The 15,400-nt window shown below is 68.5% G+C and carries 15 protein-coding genes and 1 tRNA gene; 10 read left to right on the top strand and 6 right to left on the bottom strand.

Features of this window, described 5'->3' with window-relative positions:
- The first annotated feature begins 64 nt into the window (after positions 1-64).
- Genes I8N54_RS12355 through I8N54_RS12335 form a run of 5 tightly spaced genes read left to right on the top strand, consistent with a single transcriptional unit; the run spans position 65 to position 4,080 of the window.
- Entirely contained in the window at positions 65-1,120 is a 1,056-nt protein-coding gene (locus I8N54_RS12355; protein WP_140197153.1) for an ABC transporter permease, read from the top strand.
- Complete coding sequence (locus tag I8N54_RS12350; RefSeq protein WP_140197152.1) at positions 1,117-2,013, top strand: ABC transporter permease; 897 nt, start codon at positions 1,117-1,119, stop codon at positions 2,011-2,013. The genes I8N54_RS12355 and I8N54_RS12350 overlap by 4 nt, the downstream gene beginning before the upstream one ends.
- Positions 2,010-2,840: an ABC transporter ATP-binding protein gene (locus I8N54_RS12345; RefSeq protein ID WP_140197151.1), complete on the top strand. Its 831-nt coding sequence runs from the start codon at positions 2,010-2,012 to the stop codon at positions 2,838-2,840. Before I8N54_RS12350 ends, I8N54_RS12345 begins: the two co-directional genes overlap by 4 nt.
- A complete protein-coding gene (locus I8N54_RS12340; protein ID WP_140197150.1) occupies positions 2,837-3,598 on the top strand; it encodes an ABC transporter ATP-binding protein in 762 nt (253 codons plus the stop codon). The genes I8N54_RS12345 and I8N54_RS12340 overlap by 4 nt, the downstream gene beginning before the upstream one ends.
- Positions 3,595-4,080, top strand: a complete 486-nt coding sequence (locus I8N54_RS12335) for a GAF domain-containing protein (protein ID WP_140197149.1) — start codon at positions 3,595-3,597, stop codon at positions 4,078-4,080. Before I8N54_RS12340 ends, I8N54_RS12335 begins: the two co-directional genes overlap by 4 nt.
- Positions 4,081-4,211: 131 nt before the next feature.
- Here I8N54_RS12335 and I8N54_RS12330 read toward each other — a convergent pair whose 3' ends face one another.
- Both I8N54_RS12330 and I8N54_RS12325 read right to left on the bottom strand, forming a co-directional pair.
- Positions 4,212-4,715, bottom strand: a complete 504-nt coding sequence (locus I8N54_RS12330) for a copper chaperone PCu(A)C (protein WP_140197148.1) — start codon at positions 4,713-4,715, stop codon at positions 4,212-4,214.
- Between the two features lie 48 nt (positions 4,716-4,763).
- Positions 4,764-5,111 (bottom strand): hypothetical protein, encoded by a 348-nt coding sequence (locus tag I8N54_RS12325; protein ID WP_140197147.1) that lies wholly within the window; start codon positions 5,109-5,111, stop codon positions 4,764-4,766.
- Positions 5,112-5,257: 146 nt separating this feature from the next.
- Between I8N54_RS12325 and I8N54_RS12320 the strand changes: the two genes are divergently transcribed.
- Complete coding sequence (locus tag I8N54_RS12320; protein WP_140197146.1) at positions 5,258-6,796, top strand: UxaA family hydrolase; 1,539 nt, start codon at positions 5,258-5,260, stop codon at positions 6,794-6,796.
- A 120-nt stretch (positions 6,797-6,916) separates the two neighbouring features.
- On the opposite strand, the gene I8N54_RS12315 is transcribed toward I8N54_RS12320, so the two are convergent.
- Complete coding sequence (locus I8N54_RS12315) at positions 6,917-8,548, bottom strand: MHYT domain-containing protein (protein WP_231592741.1); 1,632 nt, start codon at positions 8,546-8,548, stop codon at positions 6,917-6,919.
- A gap of 114 nt (positions 8,549-8,662) precedes the next feature.
- Here I8N54_RS12315 and I8N54_RS12310 point away from each other — a divergent pair, with 114 nt between their 5' ends.
- The 3 genes from I8N54_RS12310 to I8N54_RS12300 are packed head-to-tail and all read left to right on the top strand — an operon-like array spanning position 8,663 to position 11,989.
- Positions 8,663-9,124 carry a (2Fe-2S)-binding protein gene (locus I8N54_RS12310; protein ID WP_140197145.1) on the top strand — a complete coding sequence of 154 codons (462 nt, stop codon included), beginning with the start codon at positions 8,663-8,665 and terminating at the stop codon, positions 9,122-9,124.
- 1 nt (position 9,125) lies between these two features.
- Positions 9,126-11,366 carry a xanthine dehydrogenase family protein molybdopterin-binding subunit gene (locus I8N54_RS12305; protein ID WP_140197144.1) on the top strand — a complete coding sequence of 747 codons (2,241 nt, stop codon included), beginning with the start codon at positions 9,126-9,128 and terminating at the stop codon, positions 11,364-11,366.
- Between the two features lie 11 nt (positions 11,367-11,377).
- A complete protein-coding gene (locus tag I8N54_RS12300) occupies positions 11,378-11,989 on the top strand; it encodes a hypothetical protein (RefSeq protein ID WP_140197143.1) in 612 nt (203 codons plus the stop codon).
- A 144-nt stretch (positions 11,990-12,133) separates the two neighbouring features.
- On the opposite strand, the gene I8N54_RS12295 is transcribed toward I8N54_RS12300, so the two are convergent.
- The 3 genes from I8N54_RS12295 to recJ form a co-directional block, all read right to left on the bottom strand.
- A tRNA-Glu gene (locus I8N54_RS12295) sits at positions 12,134-12,208 on the bottom strand.
- Between the two features lie 112 nt (positions 12,209-12,320).
- Complete coding sequence (locus I8N54_RS12290; protein ID WP_140197142.1) at positions 12,321-12,839, bottom strand: AAA family ATPase; 519 nt, start codon at positions 12,837-12,839, stop codon at positions 12,321-12,323.
- Complete coding sequence (gene recJ, locus I8N54_RS12285; RefSeq protein WP_140197141.1) at positions 12,836-14,602, bottom strand: single-stranded-DNA-specific exonuclease RecJ; 1,767 nt, start codon at positions 14,600-14,602, stop codon at positions 12,836-12,838. Before recJ ends, I8N54_RS12290 begins: the two co-directional genes overlap by 4 nt.
- Before the next feature lie 129 nt (positions 14,603-14,731).
- Here recJ and I8N54_RS12280 point away from each other — a divergent pair, with 129 nt between their 5' ends.
- Positions 14,732-15,388: a ceramidase domain-containing protein gene (locus tag I8N54_RS12280; protein WP_332872141.1), complete on the top strand. Its 657-nt coding sequence runs from the start codon at positions 14,732-14,734 to the stop codon at positions 15,386-15,388.
- Positions 15,389-15,400 lie beyond the last annotated feature (12 nt).

The raw sequence follows: 15,400 nt of genomic DNA, 5'->3' as shown, positions 1-15,400 counted from the left end.
AAATTATTTGCATCCGTGAAGGGGGTTTCTCTACGATTGTCCGTATCAGCCGCAGGAGCCCTCCTTGACCGACACCACCACCCCCGCCCTGACCGCGCGGCGCCTCGGGCGCAGCAGCCGGGCGCTGTCGGGGTTCGTCGGGATCACGCTCTTCACCTTCCTCGGGCTGATCGCGATCACCTTCTTCATCGGCCGGGTGATCCCGATCGACCCGGTGCTCGCCGTTGTCGGCGACCGCGCCACACAGGAACAGTACGACGCGGCGGAGCAGGCGATGGGCCTCGACCGGCCGCTCGTCGTGCAGTTCGTCAACTACGTCTGGGACGTGATGCGCGGCGACCTCGGCCATTCCGTCTCGACCAACCGGCCCGTCGCGCAGGACCTCGCCCGCGTCTTTCCCGCCACGCTCGAGATGGCGACCATCGGCATCTTCATCGGCGTGGTGATCGGCGTGCCCCTCGGCGTGATCGCCGCCGCGCGAGAGGGCACCTGGGTCGACCATATCGCCCGTGTCGTCGCGCTGCTCGGCTACTCGGTCCCTGCCTTCTGGCTCGGCCTCGTCGGACTGGCGACGCTCTATGCGGGCCTTGGCCTCGTCGCGGGGCCGGGGCGGGTCGACATCTTCTATGACGGGCTCGTCGAGCCGGTGACAGGACTTATGCTGGTCGACAGCGCGCTGCAGGGCGACTGGACGGTGTTCCGCAATGCCTTCGACCACCTCGTTCTGCCGGCCTCGATCCTCGGGTTCTTTTCGATGGCCTACATCGCCCGGATGACCCGGAGCTTCATGCTCGACCAGTTGGGCCAGGAGTTCGTGACCACCGCCCGCGTGAAGGGCGCGCCGGAGTGGCGGGTGATCTGGGTGCACGGCTTCCGGCCGATCCTCGTGCCGCTCATCACCGTGATCGGCATTTCCTACGCGCAGCTTCTCGAAGGGTCGGTAATGATCGAAACCGTCTTCTCCTGGCCCGGCATCGGCAACTACCTGACGACGGCGCTGCTGAACGCCGACATGAACGCGGTGCTCGGCGCGACGCTGGTGGTGGGGTCGGTCTTCATCCTCATCAATCGCCTGTCGGACGTGCTCTACCGCGTCCTCGATCCGAGGAGCCGGGGATGAGCGTGCGCGACTGGCTGATCGACGAGGCCCCGACCTCCCGCCTGCAGGCCGACATGGGCCGGGCCTACGCGATGTTCGGCGCGCTGCTGCGCAATCCGCTCGCAGTGGCGGGCGGCATTATCATCCTGGTCCTGATCCTCACCGCCGCCTTCGCGCCGCTGATCGCCCCTGAAAGCCCGGTCGGCCAGAACCTGTCGGACCGGCTGCTGCCGCCGTCGGGCGAGCACTGGATGGGCACCGACGAACTCGGCCGCGACATCTTTTCCCGCGTGGTCTACGGCGCGCGGATCACGCTGCTGATCGTCGGCCTCGTCGCGATCATCGCCGCGCCGCTCGGGCTGCTGATCGGGGCCGTGTCGGGCTATTTCGGCGGCTGGGTCGACAAGGTGCTGATGGCGATCACCGACATCTTCCTGTCGATGCCCAAGCTGATCCTCGCGCTCGCCTTCGTCGCCGCGCGGGGGCCGGGGATCGAGAATGCGATCATCGCCATCGCCTTCACCTCGTGGCCCGCATACGCCCGGATCGCGCGGGCCGAGGTGCTGACCTTCCGCAAGGCGGAATACATGGACGCCGCCCGCCAGACCGGCGCGTCGGATCTGCGGCTGATCGTGCTCCATGTGCTGCCGCTCTGCACGTCGTCGATGATCGTGCGGGTGACGCTCGACATGGCGGGCATCATCCTGACCGCCGCGGGGCTCGGTTTCCTCGGCCTTGGCGCGCAGCCGCCGCTGCCGGAGTGGGGCGCGATGATCTCGCGCGGGCGGACCTTCATCCTTGACCAGTGGTGGGTCGCCACGATGCCGGGCTTCGCCATCATCCTCGTCAGCCTCGGCTTCTGCTTCCTCGGCGACGGTCTGCGCGACGTGCTCGACCCGCGGAGGCAGAAGTGAGCCTGCTGACGGTCGAAAACCTCCGCGTCTCCTTCCCGTCGCCGCGCGGCCGGGTGGAGGTGGTGAAGGGCCTGTCCTTCGAACTGGGGCGTGAGCGGCTCGGCATCGTCGGCGAAAGCGGCAGCGGCAAGAGCATGACCGGCCGCTCGATCCTGCGGCTGATCCGGCCACCGGGGAAGGTGACAGCCGACCGCATGACCTTCGACGGCGAGGAAATCGGGCAACTGTCCGAGAAGCGGATGCGCGCGCTGCGCGGCGCCCGGATCTCGATGATCATGCAGGACCCTAAGTTCTCGCTCCATCCGGTGATGACCGTCGGCGCGCAGATCGCCGAGGCGCTGCGCCTGCACGAGGACCTCCCCCGGCGCGAGGTGCGCGCCCGCGTTCACCAGATGCTGCGCTCGGTGCGGATCGACGACCCCGAGCGGGTGGAAAAGCTCTATCCGCACGAAGTCTCGGGCGGGATGGGGCAGCGCATCATGATCGCCATGATGCTGATCCCCTCGCCGGACCTGCTGATCGCGGACGAGCCGACCTCCGCGCTCGACGTCTCGGTGCAGGCCGACGTTCTCGACCTGATCGACGATCTCGTGCGCGAGAAGGGGATGGGGCTGATCCTGATCTCGCACGACCTGAACCTCGTCGCCCGCTACTGCGACCGGATCATGGTGATGAACGCCGGCGAAGTGGTGGAAACCTGCGTCGCCTCCCGCCTGTCGGAGGCCACGCATCCTTATACCCGCGGCCTGCTGAACGCGGTGCCCCGGATGCACGAGACCCGCGCCGAGCTTCCCGTCCTCGACCGCAGCGCATGGGGCGGGACATGAGCGCGCTCACCCTCGAGGACCTCACCGTCTCCTACGACGGGGTGGCGGTCGTCCACTCCGCCTCGATCGACATCGCAGAGGGCGAAAGCTTCGCGCTGGTCGGCGAAAGCGGGTCAGGCAAGTCCACCATCCTGCGCGCGATCACCGGGCTCGCGACCGAATGGACCGGCGCGATGTCCGTTTTCGGACGCCCGCGCGAAACGCTGCGGAAGTCCGAGTTCGCCCGAACCTGCCAGATGGTCTTCCAGGACCCCTACGGCTCGCTCCATCCGCGCAAGACCGTGGATGCCGTGCTGTCGGAGCCGCTGAAAGTGCACGGTATCGGACAGAGGTCCGAGAAGGTCCGCGCCGCGCTGTCCTCCGTCGGGCTCGACCAGCGGTTCCGCTTCCGCTTTCCGCACCAGCTGTCCGGCGGGCAGCGTCAGCGCGTCGCCATCGCGCGCGCCCTGATGCTGGAGCCGAAGCTGATGCTGCTGGATGAGCCGACCTCCGCCCTCGACGTCAGCGTTCAGGCCGAGATCCTGAACCTGCTGAAGCGCATCCGGGCGGAGCGCAACCTCACCTACCTGATGGTGACTCACAACCTGCCGGTGGTCGGCTTCATGTGCGACCGCATGGCAGTGATGAACAAGGGCCGCATCGTGGAGATCGCGCCCGCCACGGCGCTGCATGACGGCAGCTTCGAGGATGACTACACCCGCGCCCTCTACGCCGCGTCCGGCGGCACGGCGCACGATACGGAGGCCGACCCGGCATGAGTGATCCCTACAGCGAGTTCGACGCGGCCCTCGACGCGGCGACCACGCCCGAGCAGGCCTACGACGCGCTGCGCGACCTTGCGCGCGCGACGGTGGGCGCGAAGCTGTTCACGGTGATGGAGCTCGACCGCGAGGCCAGCCTCGCCCGGCGCGCCTATACCAGCCACCCGGTCGACTACCCGGCCTCGGGCACCAAGCCGTTCCGGATGGACGGCTGGTTCGACACGGTGGTCGGCAGGGGCGAGACCTTCGTCGCCAACCACCTGTCCGAAATCGCACAGGTGTTTCCCGACCATGAGCTGATCGGCAGCCTCGGCTGCGGATCGGTCATCAATCTGCCGCTGTTTGACGACGGACAGGTGAAGGCGACGGTGAACCTGCTCGACGCGGAAGAGCATTACACGCCCGACCGCGTGGCCCGGGCCGAGGCCGAACTGCGGCCCCGCGCCTTGCGCGCCTGGGCCGCCGCGACCGCCGCCTGATCCTCATCTGGCCGGAAATACCTCTCGGGGGTGAACCGGGCCGCAGGCCCGGGAGGGGGCAGACAGCCCCCTGAACCGCCCGGCCGCAAGGCCGGGCTTGCAAGGCGCGCGCGTCAGCGCGCTCCGCCGGATCAGTCGTGATCCATTTCTATATGGTCCATCACCGAATGGTCCATCTCCGAGTGGTCCATCTCCATCTCGCCGCGCTCCTCGACGTTGAAGACCACATCGACGCGGCCGGCGGTCTCGAAGATCAGCGTGGCGGGGATTTCCTCGCCCGCTTCGAACGGATCGCCGTCGAGGCCCATGAACATGACGTGGTTGCCGTCGGGCGCGAGGGTGAGCGTCTCGCCCGGAGCGATCTCGAATCTCTCCACATGCTCCATGCGCATCACGCCATCCTCTTCGGAGGAGGTGTGCAGCATCACACGGGGAAAGTCCGCCTCGATCCCGATCAGCGCGTCGGGGGTATCGCCTTCGTTGGTGACGGTGAGGTAGCCCGCGCCGCTCATCGCGGTCGGTGTCGTGGCGAAAGCGAACGGGTGTCCGATGACGAGGCCCTCCGCCTCGAATTCATGGGCAGTTGCGGTGGTGGCGAAAAGGGCCGCGGCGGCGGCGAGGACGTAACGCGACATCTGTCGGTCTCCTGATCCTGGAACGTTGGGAAAGGTGTGACGGGTGGATCAGGCGCGCGGCGGCGCGCGGGGCTCGGGACGGCTGCGAGGCGTCGACTGGGGCGGCAGGGCAGCCGGCATAGCGGTCTGGCCAAGTGGATGATCCGCCGTCTGCCAGCCTTCGGGGCCGGGCGTGGCCCCGGTGTCGAGCGCATGGACGAGGCCGCAATGCTCGACATGGGGCGCCTCGTCGATCGGCTCTCCGTCGGGACCGAGCCGGATGGTCTCAAGCCCGTGACCGGTGCAGATGACGATGACGGTGCCATGTCCGAACACGGACAACGCGGCCCCGGCCTTCGGCAGGACCAGTCCCGCCAGCAGCAGGGCAAGGACGAGGAGGCGGGACAACGCGCGCATGTCCGCTCTCTACGCGTCGCGCACGCGGGCGGGCAAGCGCGGAGATGTCGCGCCTTCCCGACGGACGAGGTGGAAGCCGACCCTGAGGAGGATTAGGGTGACGTCGACGCGCGGAGCGGACCCCCGCCCGCGCCGGAGGAGCAGACATGCAAGACGACACGACAACGGCGCCCGCCGAGGTGCTGATCCTGAACGAGGCCGACAACGTGGCCGTGGCCATCCGCATGATCGACGCGGGCGACCGCCTGCCGTCGGGCCTGATCGCCACGCAGCGCGTGCCGCGCGGCCACAAGATCGCGCTGGCTGACGTGCCCGAAGGGGGACAGCTGCGCAAATACGGACAGTCGATCGGTATCGCCAAGGAGGCGATCCCCGCCGGCGCCTGGGTGCATGAACACAACGTGGGGATGGGCACGACTGAGCTCGACTACGCGATCGGCAGCGAGGCGAAGCCGACCGACCACGTCGCCGAAGCCGACCGCGCGACGTTCCAGGGCTACCGCCGGGCGAACGGCAAGGCGGGGACCCGCAACTACATCGGCGTGCTGACCTCGGTGAACTGTTCGACCACCGTGGCCGGTCTGATCGTCGAGCAGATCGAGCGGTCCGGCATCCTCGACGATTACCCGAACGTCGACGGCATCATCGCACTGAAACAGGCGAACGGCTGTATCGTGGACGGCTCCGGCTCGATCTTCACCGTTCTGCGCCGCACGGTCTGGGGTTACGCGAGCAACCCGAACATGGGCGGCGCACTGGTCGTCGGGCTCGGCTGCGAGGGGTTCCAGATCCCCAAGCTGAAGGAGGCCTACACGACGGAGGAGGGCCCGACCTTCCGCACGCTGACGATCCAGGAGGTCGGCGGCACCCGCAAGACGGTCGAGGCCGGCGTCGAGATCATCAAGGAGATGCTGCCGCTGGTGAATACCGCAAAGCGCGAGACGGTGCCCGCGTCGGAGCTGACGCTGGCGATGCAGTGCGGCGGCTCGGACGGCTATTCGGGGATCACCGCGAACCCGGCGCTCGGCCTCGCGTCGGACCTGCTGGTGCGTCACGGCGGCACGACCATCCTGTCGGAGACGCCCGAGATCTACGGCGCCGAGCACTTGCTGACCCGCCGCGCCGCGCGGCCCGAGGTCGGCGAGAAGCTGATCGAGCGCATCCGCTGGTGGGAGGATTACACCGCCCGCAACAACATGGAGATGAACAACAACCCGTCTCCCGGCAACAAGCTTGGCGGGCTGACGACGATCCTCGAGAAGTCGCTCGGCGCGGTCGCCAAGGGCGGCTCGGCGGAGCTTTCGGCGGTTTATGAATATGCCGAGCCGATCACCGAGAAGGGCTTCGTCTTCATGGACACGCCCGGCTACGACCCGGTCTCCGCGACCGGACAGGTGGCCGGTGGCGCGAACGTCATGTGCTTCACGACCGGCCGGGGATCGGCCTACGGGTGCAAGCCGTGCCCGTCGATCAAGATCGCGACCAACACGCCGATGTACGACAAGATGCTCGACGACATGGACCTGAACGCCGGCGACGTGCTCGACGGAGTGTCGCTGGAAGAGAAGGGGCGGCAGATCTTCGAGGCGATCCTGCGGGTCGCGTCGGGCGAGCGGACCAAGTCGGAGCAATGGGGCTACGGGGCGAACGAGTTCGTGCCCTGGCACATCGGCGCGGTGGTCTGACCGGCGCAGGCTGTCCGGATTCAGTGTATTGTGCGTCGCGCCCGGTCTGCGGCGCTGCGCCCGCGGCCGCTTTCTGAAGGGGGCGGCGGCCTGACCGCATTCGGGACCGACTTGAGGCGGTCAGCCGCCCACGATGGTCTGGCCGCGTCCGGGTACGCCGCTGCGCGCCGCGCGGGGCAGGGCCGGGCGCGCCTTCTGGTTGCGCAGCGCGCGGCCGAGCACCTTGGTTGCCGCACTGGTGACCGCCCCGTCGATGGCGCTTTCCGGCAGGGTCAGCGTGAAGGTCGTGCCCTCTCCGACGATGCTGGTGGCGGTGACGTCTCCGCCGTGGGCCAGCGCCAGTTTCCGGCAGATCGCGAGGCCGAGGCCGGTACCGCCGCTCGAGCGCTTGTCGGCCGTCTCGATCTGCTGGAAGGCCTCGAAGATCATCTCGATGTGAGCCCCGTCGATGCCGCAGCCGTTGTCGGTCACGTCGATGCGGAAACCGTCGGTCTCGCGGCGCGCCTTGAGGTGGAGGTCGCTCGCGCCGGAGAATTTCACCGCGTTGCCAACCAGATTGATGAGGATCTGCATCAGGCGGCGATGGTCGGCATGGACGAGGATGTCATCGCACTCGGTATGGAGGCGGATCGACTTCTCGCCCGCGAGCACCTGGAACTGGTCCTTTGTCGCGGCGAGCAGGTCGCTGACCGGAAAGGAGGTGCGCGTCAGCTTCGTGTCGCCGAGCTCGATGCTCGTGTAGTCGAGGATCTCGTTGATGAGCGTCAGCAGGTGATTGGCGGCGGTACCGATCTTTTGTCCGTAAAGCTCCGCCTGTACGCCGACCTTGCCCTCGTGCAACTGCACGGGATTGCCGGCGGCGTCCTTCGGTTGCGCGCTGTTGATCTGGGAGAGAATGCCGGCGTAGCCGAGCACGATGGTGAGAGGGGTGCGGAGCTCGTGGCTCAGTACGCTCATGAATTCTGACTTCGCACGGCTGGCGCTCTCGGCGGCGTTGCGGGCGGCGGTGAGCTCCACGATGCTTTCCATGCGGGTGCGGTTCTCGACCGCGTAGCTGAAGAGGCCGCCCATCACGATCACGATGGCGGTGCCGGCGATGGCGAGGGCCAGCATCTTGAACGCTTCGGGGTTCACGTAGTCGCCGGAGATGTCGAGCGGCGAGATGCGGAAGGCGGTCATGCCGGTGAAGTGCAGGCTGACGATGGCGAGGGTGAGCACGCCGGTCATCTGGTATTCGCGCCATTTGCCGTCGCGCCGGCCGAGCGTCAGCGCGACAGCGGAGAAGACCACCGCGATCAGGATGGAAGCGACGAGGTAGCCACGATCCCAGTCGACAAGGCCGCGGACCCGGTAGGCGATCATGCCCGCGTAATGCATCCCCGAGATCGCGAGGCCGAGGATCGCGCCGCCGATCGCCGAGGCGTAGCGCAACTTGACCGAGGCGGAGAACACGATCCCGACGGCGCAGCCCGCCACAGCGATCAGCAGCGAGGCGAAGGTGAGCGGGAGGTCGAAGTTCACCGGAACGCTCGGCCGGAAACCGAGCATCGCGACGAAGTGCGTGCCCCAGATCGAGATGCCCGCCGTCAGCGCGGTGAGCAGGTGCCACGCGATGGCATGTTCCGTCGGTCGGTTGCCGGCGTGGCGATAGAGACGGGAGGTGACCCAGCTTCCGAACGCGCATAGGATCCCTGCCAGCACGACAAGACTGATGTCATGCTGCACAGTGATGCAGGATAGTATGGTCAACATTGTTCGGTACCTTGGGATCGGTCCTGTCCCCGGCCTTTTTTCGCCGCCAAGTGTGGCGCGGCTGGGACCAGAACCGGCAAACGCCGGGGTTTAACGGCGACGGAAGGGCGTTTCATGGACTTCACGGTGAACGGAGAGCTCCGGTCGGCGGACGTCGAGGACGACATGCCGCTGCTGTGGGTGCTGCGTGACGAGCTTGGCCTCGTCGGCACCAAGTATGGTTGCGGGATCGCACAGTGCGGGGCCTGCACGGTCCATCTCGACGGGATGCCCGTCCGGGCCTGCCAGGTGCGGGCGGTGGAGGCCGAAGGGGGCGAGATCTTGACCATCGAGGGGCTCGGAACGCCAGAATACCCGCATCCCGTGCAGCAGGCGTGGATCGACACGCAAGCCGCGCAATGCGGCTACTGCCAGTCCGGACAGATCATGCAGGCCGCGTGGTTGCTGGAGTCGAACCCTGATCCGACCGACGACGAGATCGATGCCGTCATGTCGGGCAACCTCTGCCGCTGTGGGGCCTATCCGCGCATCCGCGAGGCGATCCATGCCGCCGCCGCCCGGCTGAGGGAGGCCTGAGATGAGCCGCGCTGGACGCATCGCCCGCCGTACGGTCCTCTTCGGGTCCGCCGCCATCGTTGGCGGCGTGGCCTTCGGAATCTGGAAGGTGCGGACGCCCTATCCCAATCCTCTGGAAGACGGGCTCGACGTGGGGCACGCGGCCCTGTCGCCGTGGGTGAAGATCACCGGCGACGAGATCGTTCTCATCACGCCGCACACGGACCTCGGCCAGGGGGCCTATCAGATGCAGGCCGCGCTGATCGCCGAAGAGCTCGACCTCGATCCCGGGCAGTACCGCACCGAGCCGGGAGAGCCCGCGCCGGCCTACTACAACACTGCCGCCGGCGCGGATGTCGCGCCATTCCGCAGCAGCGACACGCGCCTGCGGGCGGAGGCGACGCGCAGCGTGCTGGCCAGCTTCACCAAGCTGCTCGGCATGATGGTGACCGGGGGCTCGTCCTCCGTCCCCGACAGTTTCGACAAGCTGCGGCTCGCCGGGGCGACCGCGCGCGAGACGCTGAAGCGCGCCGCGGCGGAGGAGACGGGCCTGCCGGTGTCCGAGCTGCGCACCGCGTCAGGCGCCGTGGTGCTGCCGGATGGCACGGCGCTGCCCTACACCGAACTCGCCGCGACGGCGGCGACGCTCGACGTGGTGGAGGAGGTGACCCTGCGCGACCCGTCCCAGTGGCGGCTGATCGGCCAGCCGATGCAGCGGCTCGACATCGTGGCGAAGTCGACGGGCACGCAGGTCTACGGCATCGACATCGCCCCCGAAGGCGTGGTCCATGCCGCGATCCGCCTCAACCCGCGGCGGGGCGGCGCGATGGAGCGGTTCGACGCCACCGCTGCCCGCGAGATGCCCGGCGTGATCGAGGTGATGGAGGTCACCGGCGGTATCGCCGTCGTCGCCGACAACACGTGGCGCGCCTTCCGCGCTGCCGACGCGGTCGAGATCGACTGGGGCCCCGCGCCCTATCCGGCGGAGATGGAGGCCCACTGGCAGCGCGTCGCCGACAGCTTCACCGACGATTTCCTCGATTCCGAATGGCGCCACGATGGTGACGCCGACGCCGCGCTCGACGGGGCGGACGTAATCGAGGCCGAGTACCGCGCCCCCTACGTCGCGCACCAGCCGCTCGAACCGCTGAGCGCGGTCGTGCTGGTCACCGATGGCGGCGTCGACATCTGGGTCGCCCACCAGTTCCAGTCATATGTCGCCGAGAAGGTCGCCGGGATCACGGGCCACGCGGCAGAGGACGTCCGCTACCATCAGCAATATGCCGGCGGCAGCTTCGGGCATCGGCTTGAGTGGGACAACGTCGGGCTGGCGGTCGAGATCGCCAACCGGATGCGCGGCACGCCGGTCAAGCTGACCTACAGGCGTGAAGAGGATTTCGCGCAGGACTACCCCCGCCAGATCGGCATGGCGCGCGGACGCGGCAGCGTGCGGAACGGGCAGGTCGAGACCTATGACCTACAGGTCGCGACGGTCAGCGCACTGCGCTCGCAATTCTCCCGCCTCGGCCAGTCGGTGCCGGGACCGGACATGCAGATCGCGGCCGGGGCATGGGACCAGCCCTTCGCGGTGCCGAACTTCCGGATGCGCGCCTATGCGGTGCCGGAACTCGCGCCCGTCAGCTCATGGCGGTCGGTCGGCGCGTCGAGCCAGGGTTTCTTCGCCTCCGCGTTCCTCGACGAGCTGATCTTCGAAGCCGGGGCGGACCCGCTCGCCGAACGGCTCCGGCTGTGCGACTACGACCTCGCGCGGGGCGTGCTGGAGGCCGTGGGCGAGATGTCGGACTGGGGCAGCGACCCTGGCGAGGGCCGGGGCAGGGGGATCTCGTATGTCGAATCCTTCGGCGTCCCCGTCGCGGAAGTGGTGGACGTCACGGCGACCCCGGTGGGCATCCGCATCGACAAGGTCTTCGTCGCGGTCGATGTCGGCACGGTGGTCGACCCGGTGAACTTCGAGAACCAGGTGCAGGGCGGCGTGGTCTGGGGCCTTGGCCACGCGATGAATTGCGAGATCACCTATTCCGACGGGATGGCGCAGCAGCGCAACTACCACGCCCACGCGGGGATGCGGCTCTATCAGTGTCCGTCCATCGAGGTTCGCAATGTCGGGCGCGCCACAAGCGTGCGCGGCGTGGGTGAGCCGCCCGTTCCGCCGGCCGCGCCGGCGCTGGCCGGCGCGATCTTCGCCGCGACCGGTCAGCGGCTGCGTGAAATGCCGTTCGACAAGTTCGTCACCTTCGTCTGAGAGCGAGAGCCATGCGTCCCTTCCTTCCGATCGCCGCCGTCCTTCTCGCGACCTCCGCCTGGGGCGAAACGTCGCTTGAGGTGCCCGACTTCGCTGGGGCGGCTGTCTCCGAGGAGGAGGGCTTGTCCGCCTGGGATCGGATCGAGGCGGTGCTCACTCATCCCCGCTGCGTGAACTGCCACGTGGAGGAGGGCGCTCCACCGATGTGGTCGGGCCCCGAGTTCGGCGAGGCGCACCCACACGGCATGAACATCCAGGGCGGCGAGAGCCGTATCGGCGCCGAGCTCCTGCCCTGTCAGACCTGCCACAGGACCTCCACCGCGCCGAACGATGTCCCCCACGCACCGCCGCACGCCGGCCTCGACTGGCGGTTGGCCCCGGCGGAGTTCGTCTGGTTCGACCGCCCGGGGGCCGAGATTTGCGCCCAGCTCCGCGACCCGGACCGCAACGGCGGCCGCGACGGCGATGGCCTTGTGGAGCATATCCTGCACGACGTGGAGAGCGACGGCTTTATCGCCTGGGGCTTCGCGCCGGGCGCTGGCCGCGAGTCAGCGCCGGGCTCCCTGCAGGACCACCTCGACGACACCGCGCGCTGGGTCGCGGCGGGGATGCCCTGTCCCTGAGGATGGGGGGATGAGGAGGCAGTGCGGGGAGGGCGTCCGGGCCGGCCGGACGAAAGCGGACATTGGCCATTCGTCGTGTCCGAGCGGTTCAACTGCGCGCCCTGAGGGGTGGCACGGTCGGAGTGATGATCTGTCGGGGAAAAGTGGCAGCCCGTAGGGGAATCGAACCCCTCTTTCCAGGTTGAAAACCTGGCGTCCTAACCGATAGACGAACGGGCCACTCTGAACGTGACGCGTGATCTAGCTAAAGGGATTTCGGGGCGCAAGGGGATTCTTGCGGAAATTTTCGTTGCCCTTGCTGGAAGTTCGTTCCCGCCGGTCCGCGCCCGGATCAGAGATGCGGCGCGAGCAGGTGCAAGGCGGTCTCGAGGCTTTCGGCCGGGGTCTGGCCGGCGGTGTCGAGCGTCGCGGTCGCCTCGGGGCAGGGGTGGAACTCGCGCGCTTCGATCTCCGGCCAGTCGGGGTAGGTGAGCCCCGGGATGTCGCTGGCCCGGCCCTCGGCGCGGGCGCGGTGGGAGACGGCGTCGCTGCAGGTGACCCACAATGTGACGATCGGGGCGACGTCCCGGGCCGCGGCCTGCCAGCCAGCGCGGGTTTCGGGCACGCCGTTCACGCTGTCGCCGATCACCACCTGGCCGATCGACAGGTTGTCGCGCGCGACGCCCCAGGCGACGAGGTAGCCGTGGTCTATGACCTCCTCGACCGGGGCGAAGACGGAGGACTTCAGCGCCTGTTCGATCGTGTCGATCCGCAGGTGCACTGCGCCGAGCCTCGCGGCGAGGCCCCGGGCGAGCGTTGATTTGCCGGTTGCCGGAAGCCCTGTCAGCGCGATGAGGAGCGGGCCGCTCATGCTTCTGCTGCGTCCTCGAGCTTGACCTGAACGGAGCGGCGGCCCTGCCACTGGTTGATCTCGATCCGCCCGGCGAGATGGAAGCGCGCGCCGCCGTGGTTCATCAGCCGCTGCCCCATCGGTCCTTCGAGCGCGTTGAAGGCGATGGCGTCGAGCCCGGCGCCGAGGCCGTCGTCGAACCGAACCTTGAGATGGCCCGTCCCGATCTCCCTCGCGTGGGCGATCCGGACCGACGGAAACGCGAAGCGCGGCGCGGGTGCGCCCTGGCCGAAAGGCCCGCAGGAGTCGAGCTGCTCGCACAGATCGACCGTCGCGGCACCGGGCATCAGGATCCCGTCGAGGCGCAGGTCGGATGGCCCGAGCGCGCCCGCGCCCTGCCGGGCGAGCAGCTCCGCGAGGCGGGCCATCGCCTCCTCCAGCCGGTCGCGGGACACGGTGAGGCCGGCGGCCATGCGGTGCCCGCCGCCCTTCAACAGAAGACCCTCGGCCGCGACCTTCTGGATCGACGCGCCGAGGTCGATGCCCGTGACCGACCGGCCCGACCCTTTGCCCTCGGCCCCGTCGAGGCCGATCACCACGGCCGGGCGGTTCGTCGCCTCCTTCAGGCGGGCGGCGACGATGCCGACGACGCCGGGGTGCCAGCCCTCGCCGGCGGCCCAGACGAGAGGGGCGTCGAGGCCACGCTCTTCGGCCTGGGCAAGGGCGGCCTCGCGGACCTGAGCCTCGATATCGCGTCGCTCGGTGTTGAGCTGGTCCAGGCGGGCCGCGATCCCCGCAGCCTCGTGCGGGTCCTGCGTGCTGAGCAACCGCGCGCCGAGGTCGGCGGCGCCGATCCGGCCGCCGGCGTTCACCCGGGGGCCGAGCACGAAGCCGAGGTGGTAGGACGTCGGCGCCGTATCGAGCCGCGCGACATCGGAGAGTGCGACGAGCCCGGGCCGCTGCCGCCGCGCCATCACCGCCAGCCCCTGTCGCACCAACGCGCGGTTCACGCCGATCAGCGGCGCGACGTCCGCCACCGTCGCGAGCGCGACGAGGTCGAGGTAGGACAGGAGGTCGGGGCCGCGCCGTCCGCTCTCGCGCATCTGGCGACCGGCCTCGACCAGCAGCAGGAACACGACGGCGGCGGCACAGAGGTGGCCGAGGCCGCTGTCCTCGTCCTGCCGGTTGGGATTCACGACGGCCATGGCGGGGGGCAGCGTCTCTCCCCCGAGGTGGTGGTCGAGCACGACGACGTCCGCGCCCTCGGCCGCGGCGATCGGCTCATGGCTGAGCGTGCCGCAGTCGACACAGACGATCAGGTCGTGATCCCGGGCGAGTGCCGCCATCGCCGGAACGTTCGGGCCGTAGCCTTCGTCGATGCGATCGGGGATGTAGAGTGTCGCGTCGTGGCCGAGCTCGCGGAACCAGGTGAGCAGAAGCGCGGCCGAGGCACCGCCATCGACGTCGTAATCGGCGAAGACGGCGATCCGTTCCTTCCCGTCGAGCGCCGCGAGCACGCGGGCGGCGGCGGCGCGCATGTCCTTCAGCGCGAGGGGATCGGGCAGCAGATCGCGCAGGGCCGGCTTGAGGTAGGCGGCTGCGCCCTCTGGCAGAACGCCGAGGCGGGCCAGCACCTTGCCGATCGCGTCCGGCAGACCCGTGCCCTGGGTCAGGGCTTCGGCGAGCCGGTCCTGCGAGGCGGCTGGACCGATCCAGCGCCGGCCATTGAGGGAGCTCTCGACGTCGAGGAACGCCGCCGCTTCGATATCTTGTGGAACCTGCATGGCCGCATGCTAGGGAGAGTAGCGAGGATTCGCCATCCGCAAAGCCTGCGGCATCGGATTTTCGCCGAAAATCCGATATCGAATTTTCCTTGAAAATTCGTTGAGCACATCGGGGAAAAAGACTTGGATTTGTCTCAAACGATCGATGCTTATTGCGAGCGGCTGGACCCGGGGTTCTGGGCCGAGCCGGTCAACGCGCTCACCAACCTCTTCTACCTCGCGGGCGCGATCATCATGTTAACGCGCTCGCGCCGCGACGGGCTGCCGATCGCGACAATCCTTTCGGTGCTGCTCGGCCTGATCGCGATCGGCTCGTTCCTGTTCCACACGATCGCCACCGCATGGGCGTCGCTCGCCGACACGATCCCGATCGTGCTCTTCATCCTCGTCTACCTCTTCGCCGCCAACCGCGACATCCTTCGTATGCGCTGGCCGGTCGCGGCGCTGCTGACGGCGGCCTTCATTCCCTACGTCGCGATCCTCGTCCCGCTGCTGAACCGGGTGCCCTTTCTCGCCATCTCCAACTTCTACTGGGCGGTCCCGCTGCTTCTGTTCGCCTACGCGCCGATCGTCGCGCGGCGCCGCCGCGCCACGGCGGCAGGCTTCGTCGCCGGGGGCGCGCTGCTGTGCCTGTCGATCACGCTGCGCTCCCTCGACCAGCCGCTGTGCGACCAGTGGCCGCTGGGGACGCATTTCCTGTGGCACACGCTGAATTCGATCATGCTGCCGGCGATGATCGAGCTCTACCGTCGCCACATGCTTGAAGGCCGGCACACCCCGCGCTAGACGCTGATCCGA

This window comes from Pelagovum pacificum, assembly GCF_016134045.1.
GTDB classification, from domain to species: domain Bacteria; phylum Pseudomonadota; class Alphaproteobacteria; order Rhodobacterales; family Rhodobacteraceae; genus Oceanicola; species Oceanicola pacificus_A.
The sequence above is the reverse complement of the archived record's forward strand: the minus strand, read 5'-3'. Positions and strand labels throughout refer to the sequence as shown.

Bases quoted from the DNA above. Each gene is read 5' to 3' on its own strand.
- I8N54_RS12350 (WP_140197152.1), top strand. From the start codon at position 1,117: ATGAGCGTGCGCGACTGGCTGATCGACGAGGCCCCGACCTCCCGCCTG.
- I8N54_RS12340 (WP_140197150.1), top strand. From the start codon at position 2,837: ATGAGCGCGCTCACCCTCGAGGACCTCACCGTCTCCTACGACGGGGTG.
- I8N54_RS12335 (WP_140197149.1), top strand. From the start codon at position 3,595: ATGAGTGATCCCTACAGCGAGTTCGACGCGGCCCTCGACGCGGCGACC.
- I8N54_RS12330 (WP_140197148.1), bottom strand. From the start codon at position 4,715: ATGTCGCGTTACGTCCTCGCCGCCGCCGCGGCCCTTTTCGCCACCACC.
- I8N54_RS12325 (WP_140197147.1), bottom strand. From the start codon at position 5,111: ATGCGCGCGTTGTCCCGCCTCCTCGTCCTTGCCCTGCTGCTGGCGGGA.
- I8N54_RS12320 (WP_140197146.1), top strand. From the start codon at position 5,258: ATGCAAGACGACACGACAACGGCGCCCGCCGAGGTGCTGATCCTGAAC.
- I8N54_RS12315 (WP_231592741.1), bottom strand. From the start codon at position 8,548: ATGTTGACCATACTATCCTGCATCACTGTGCAGCATGACATCAGTCTT.
- I8N54_RS12310 (WP_140197145.1), top strand. From the start codon at position 8,663: ATGGACTTCACGGTGAACGGAGAGCTCCGGTCGGCGGACGTCGAGGAC.
- I8N54_RS12305 (WP_140197144.1), top strand. From the start codon at position 9,126: ATGAGCCGCGCTGGACGCATCGCCCGCCGTACGGTCCTCTTCGGGTCC.
- I8N54_RS12300 (WP_140197143.1), top strand. From the start codon at position 11,378: ATGCGTCCCTTCCTTCCGATCGCCGCCGTCCTTCTCGCGACCTCCGCC.
- I8N54_RS12290 (WP_140197142.1), bottom strand. From the start codon at position 12,839: ATGAGCGGCCCGCTCCTCATCGCGCTGACAGGGCTTCCGGCAACCGGC.
- recJ (WP_140197141.1), bottom strand. From the start codon at position 14,602: ATGCAGGTTCCACAAGATATCGAAGCGGCGGCGTTCCTCGACGTCGAG.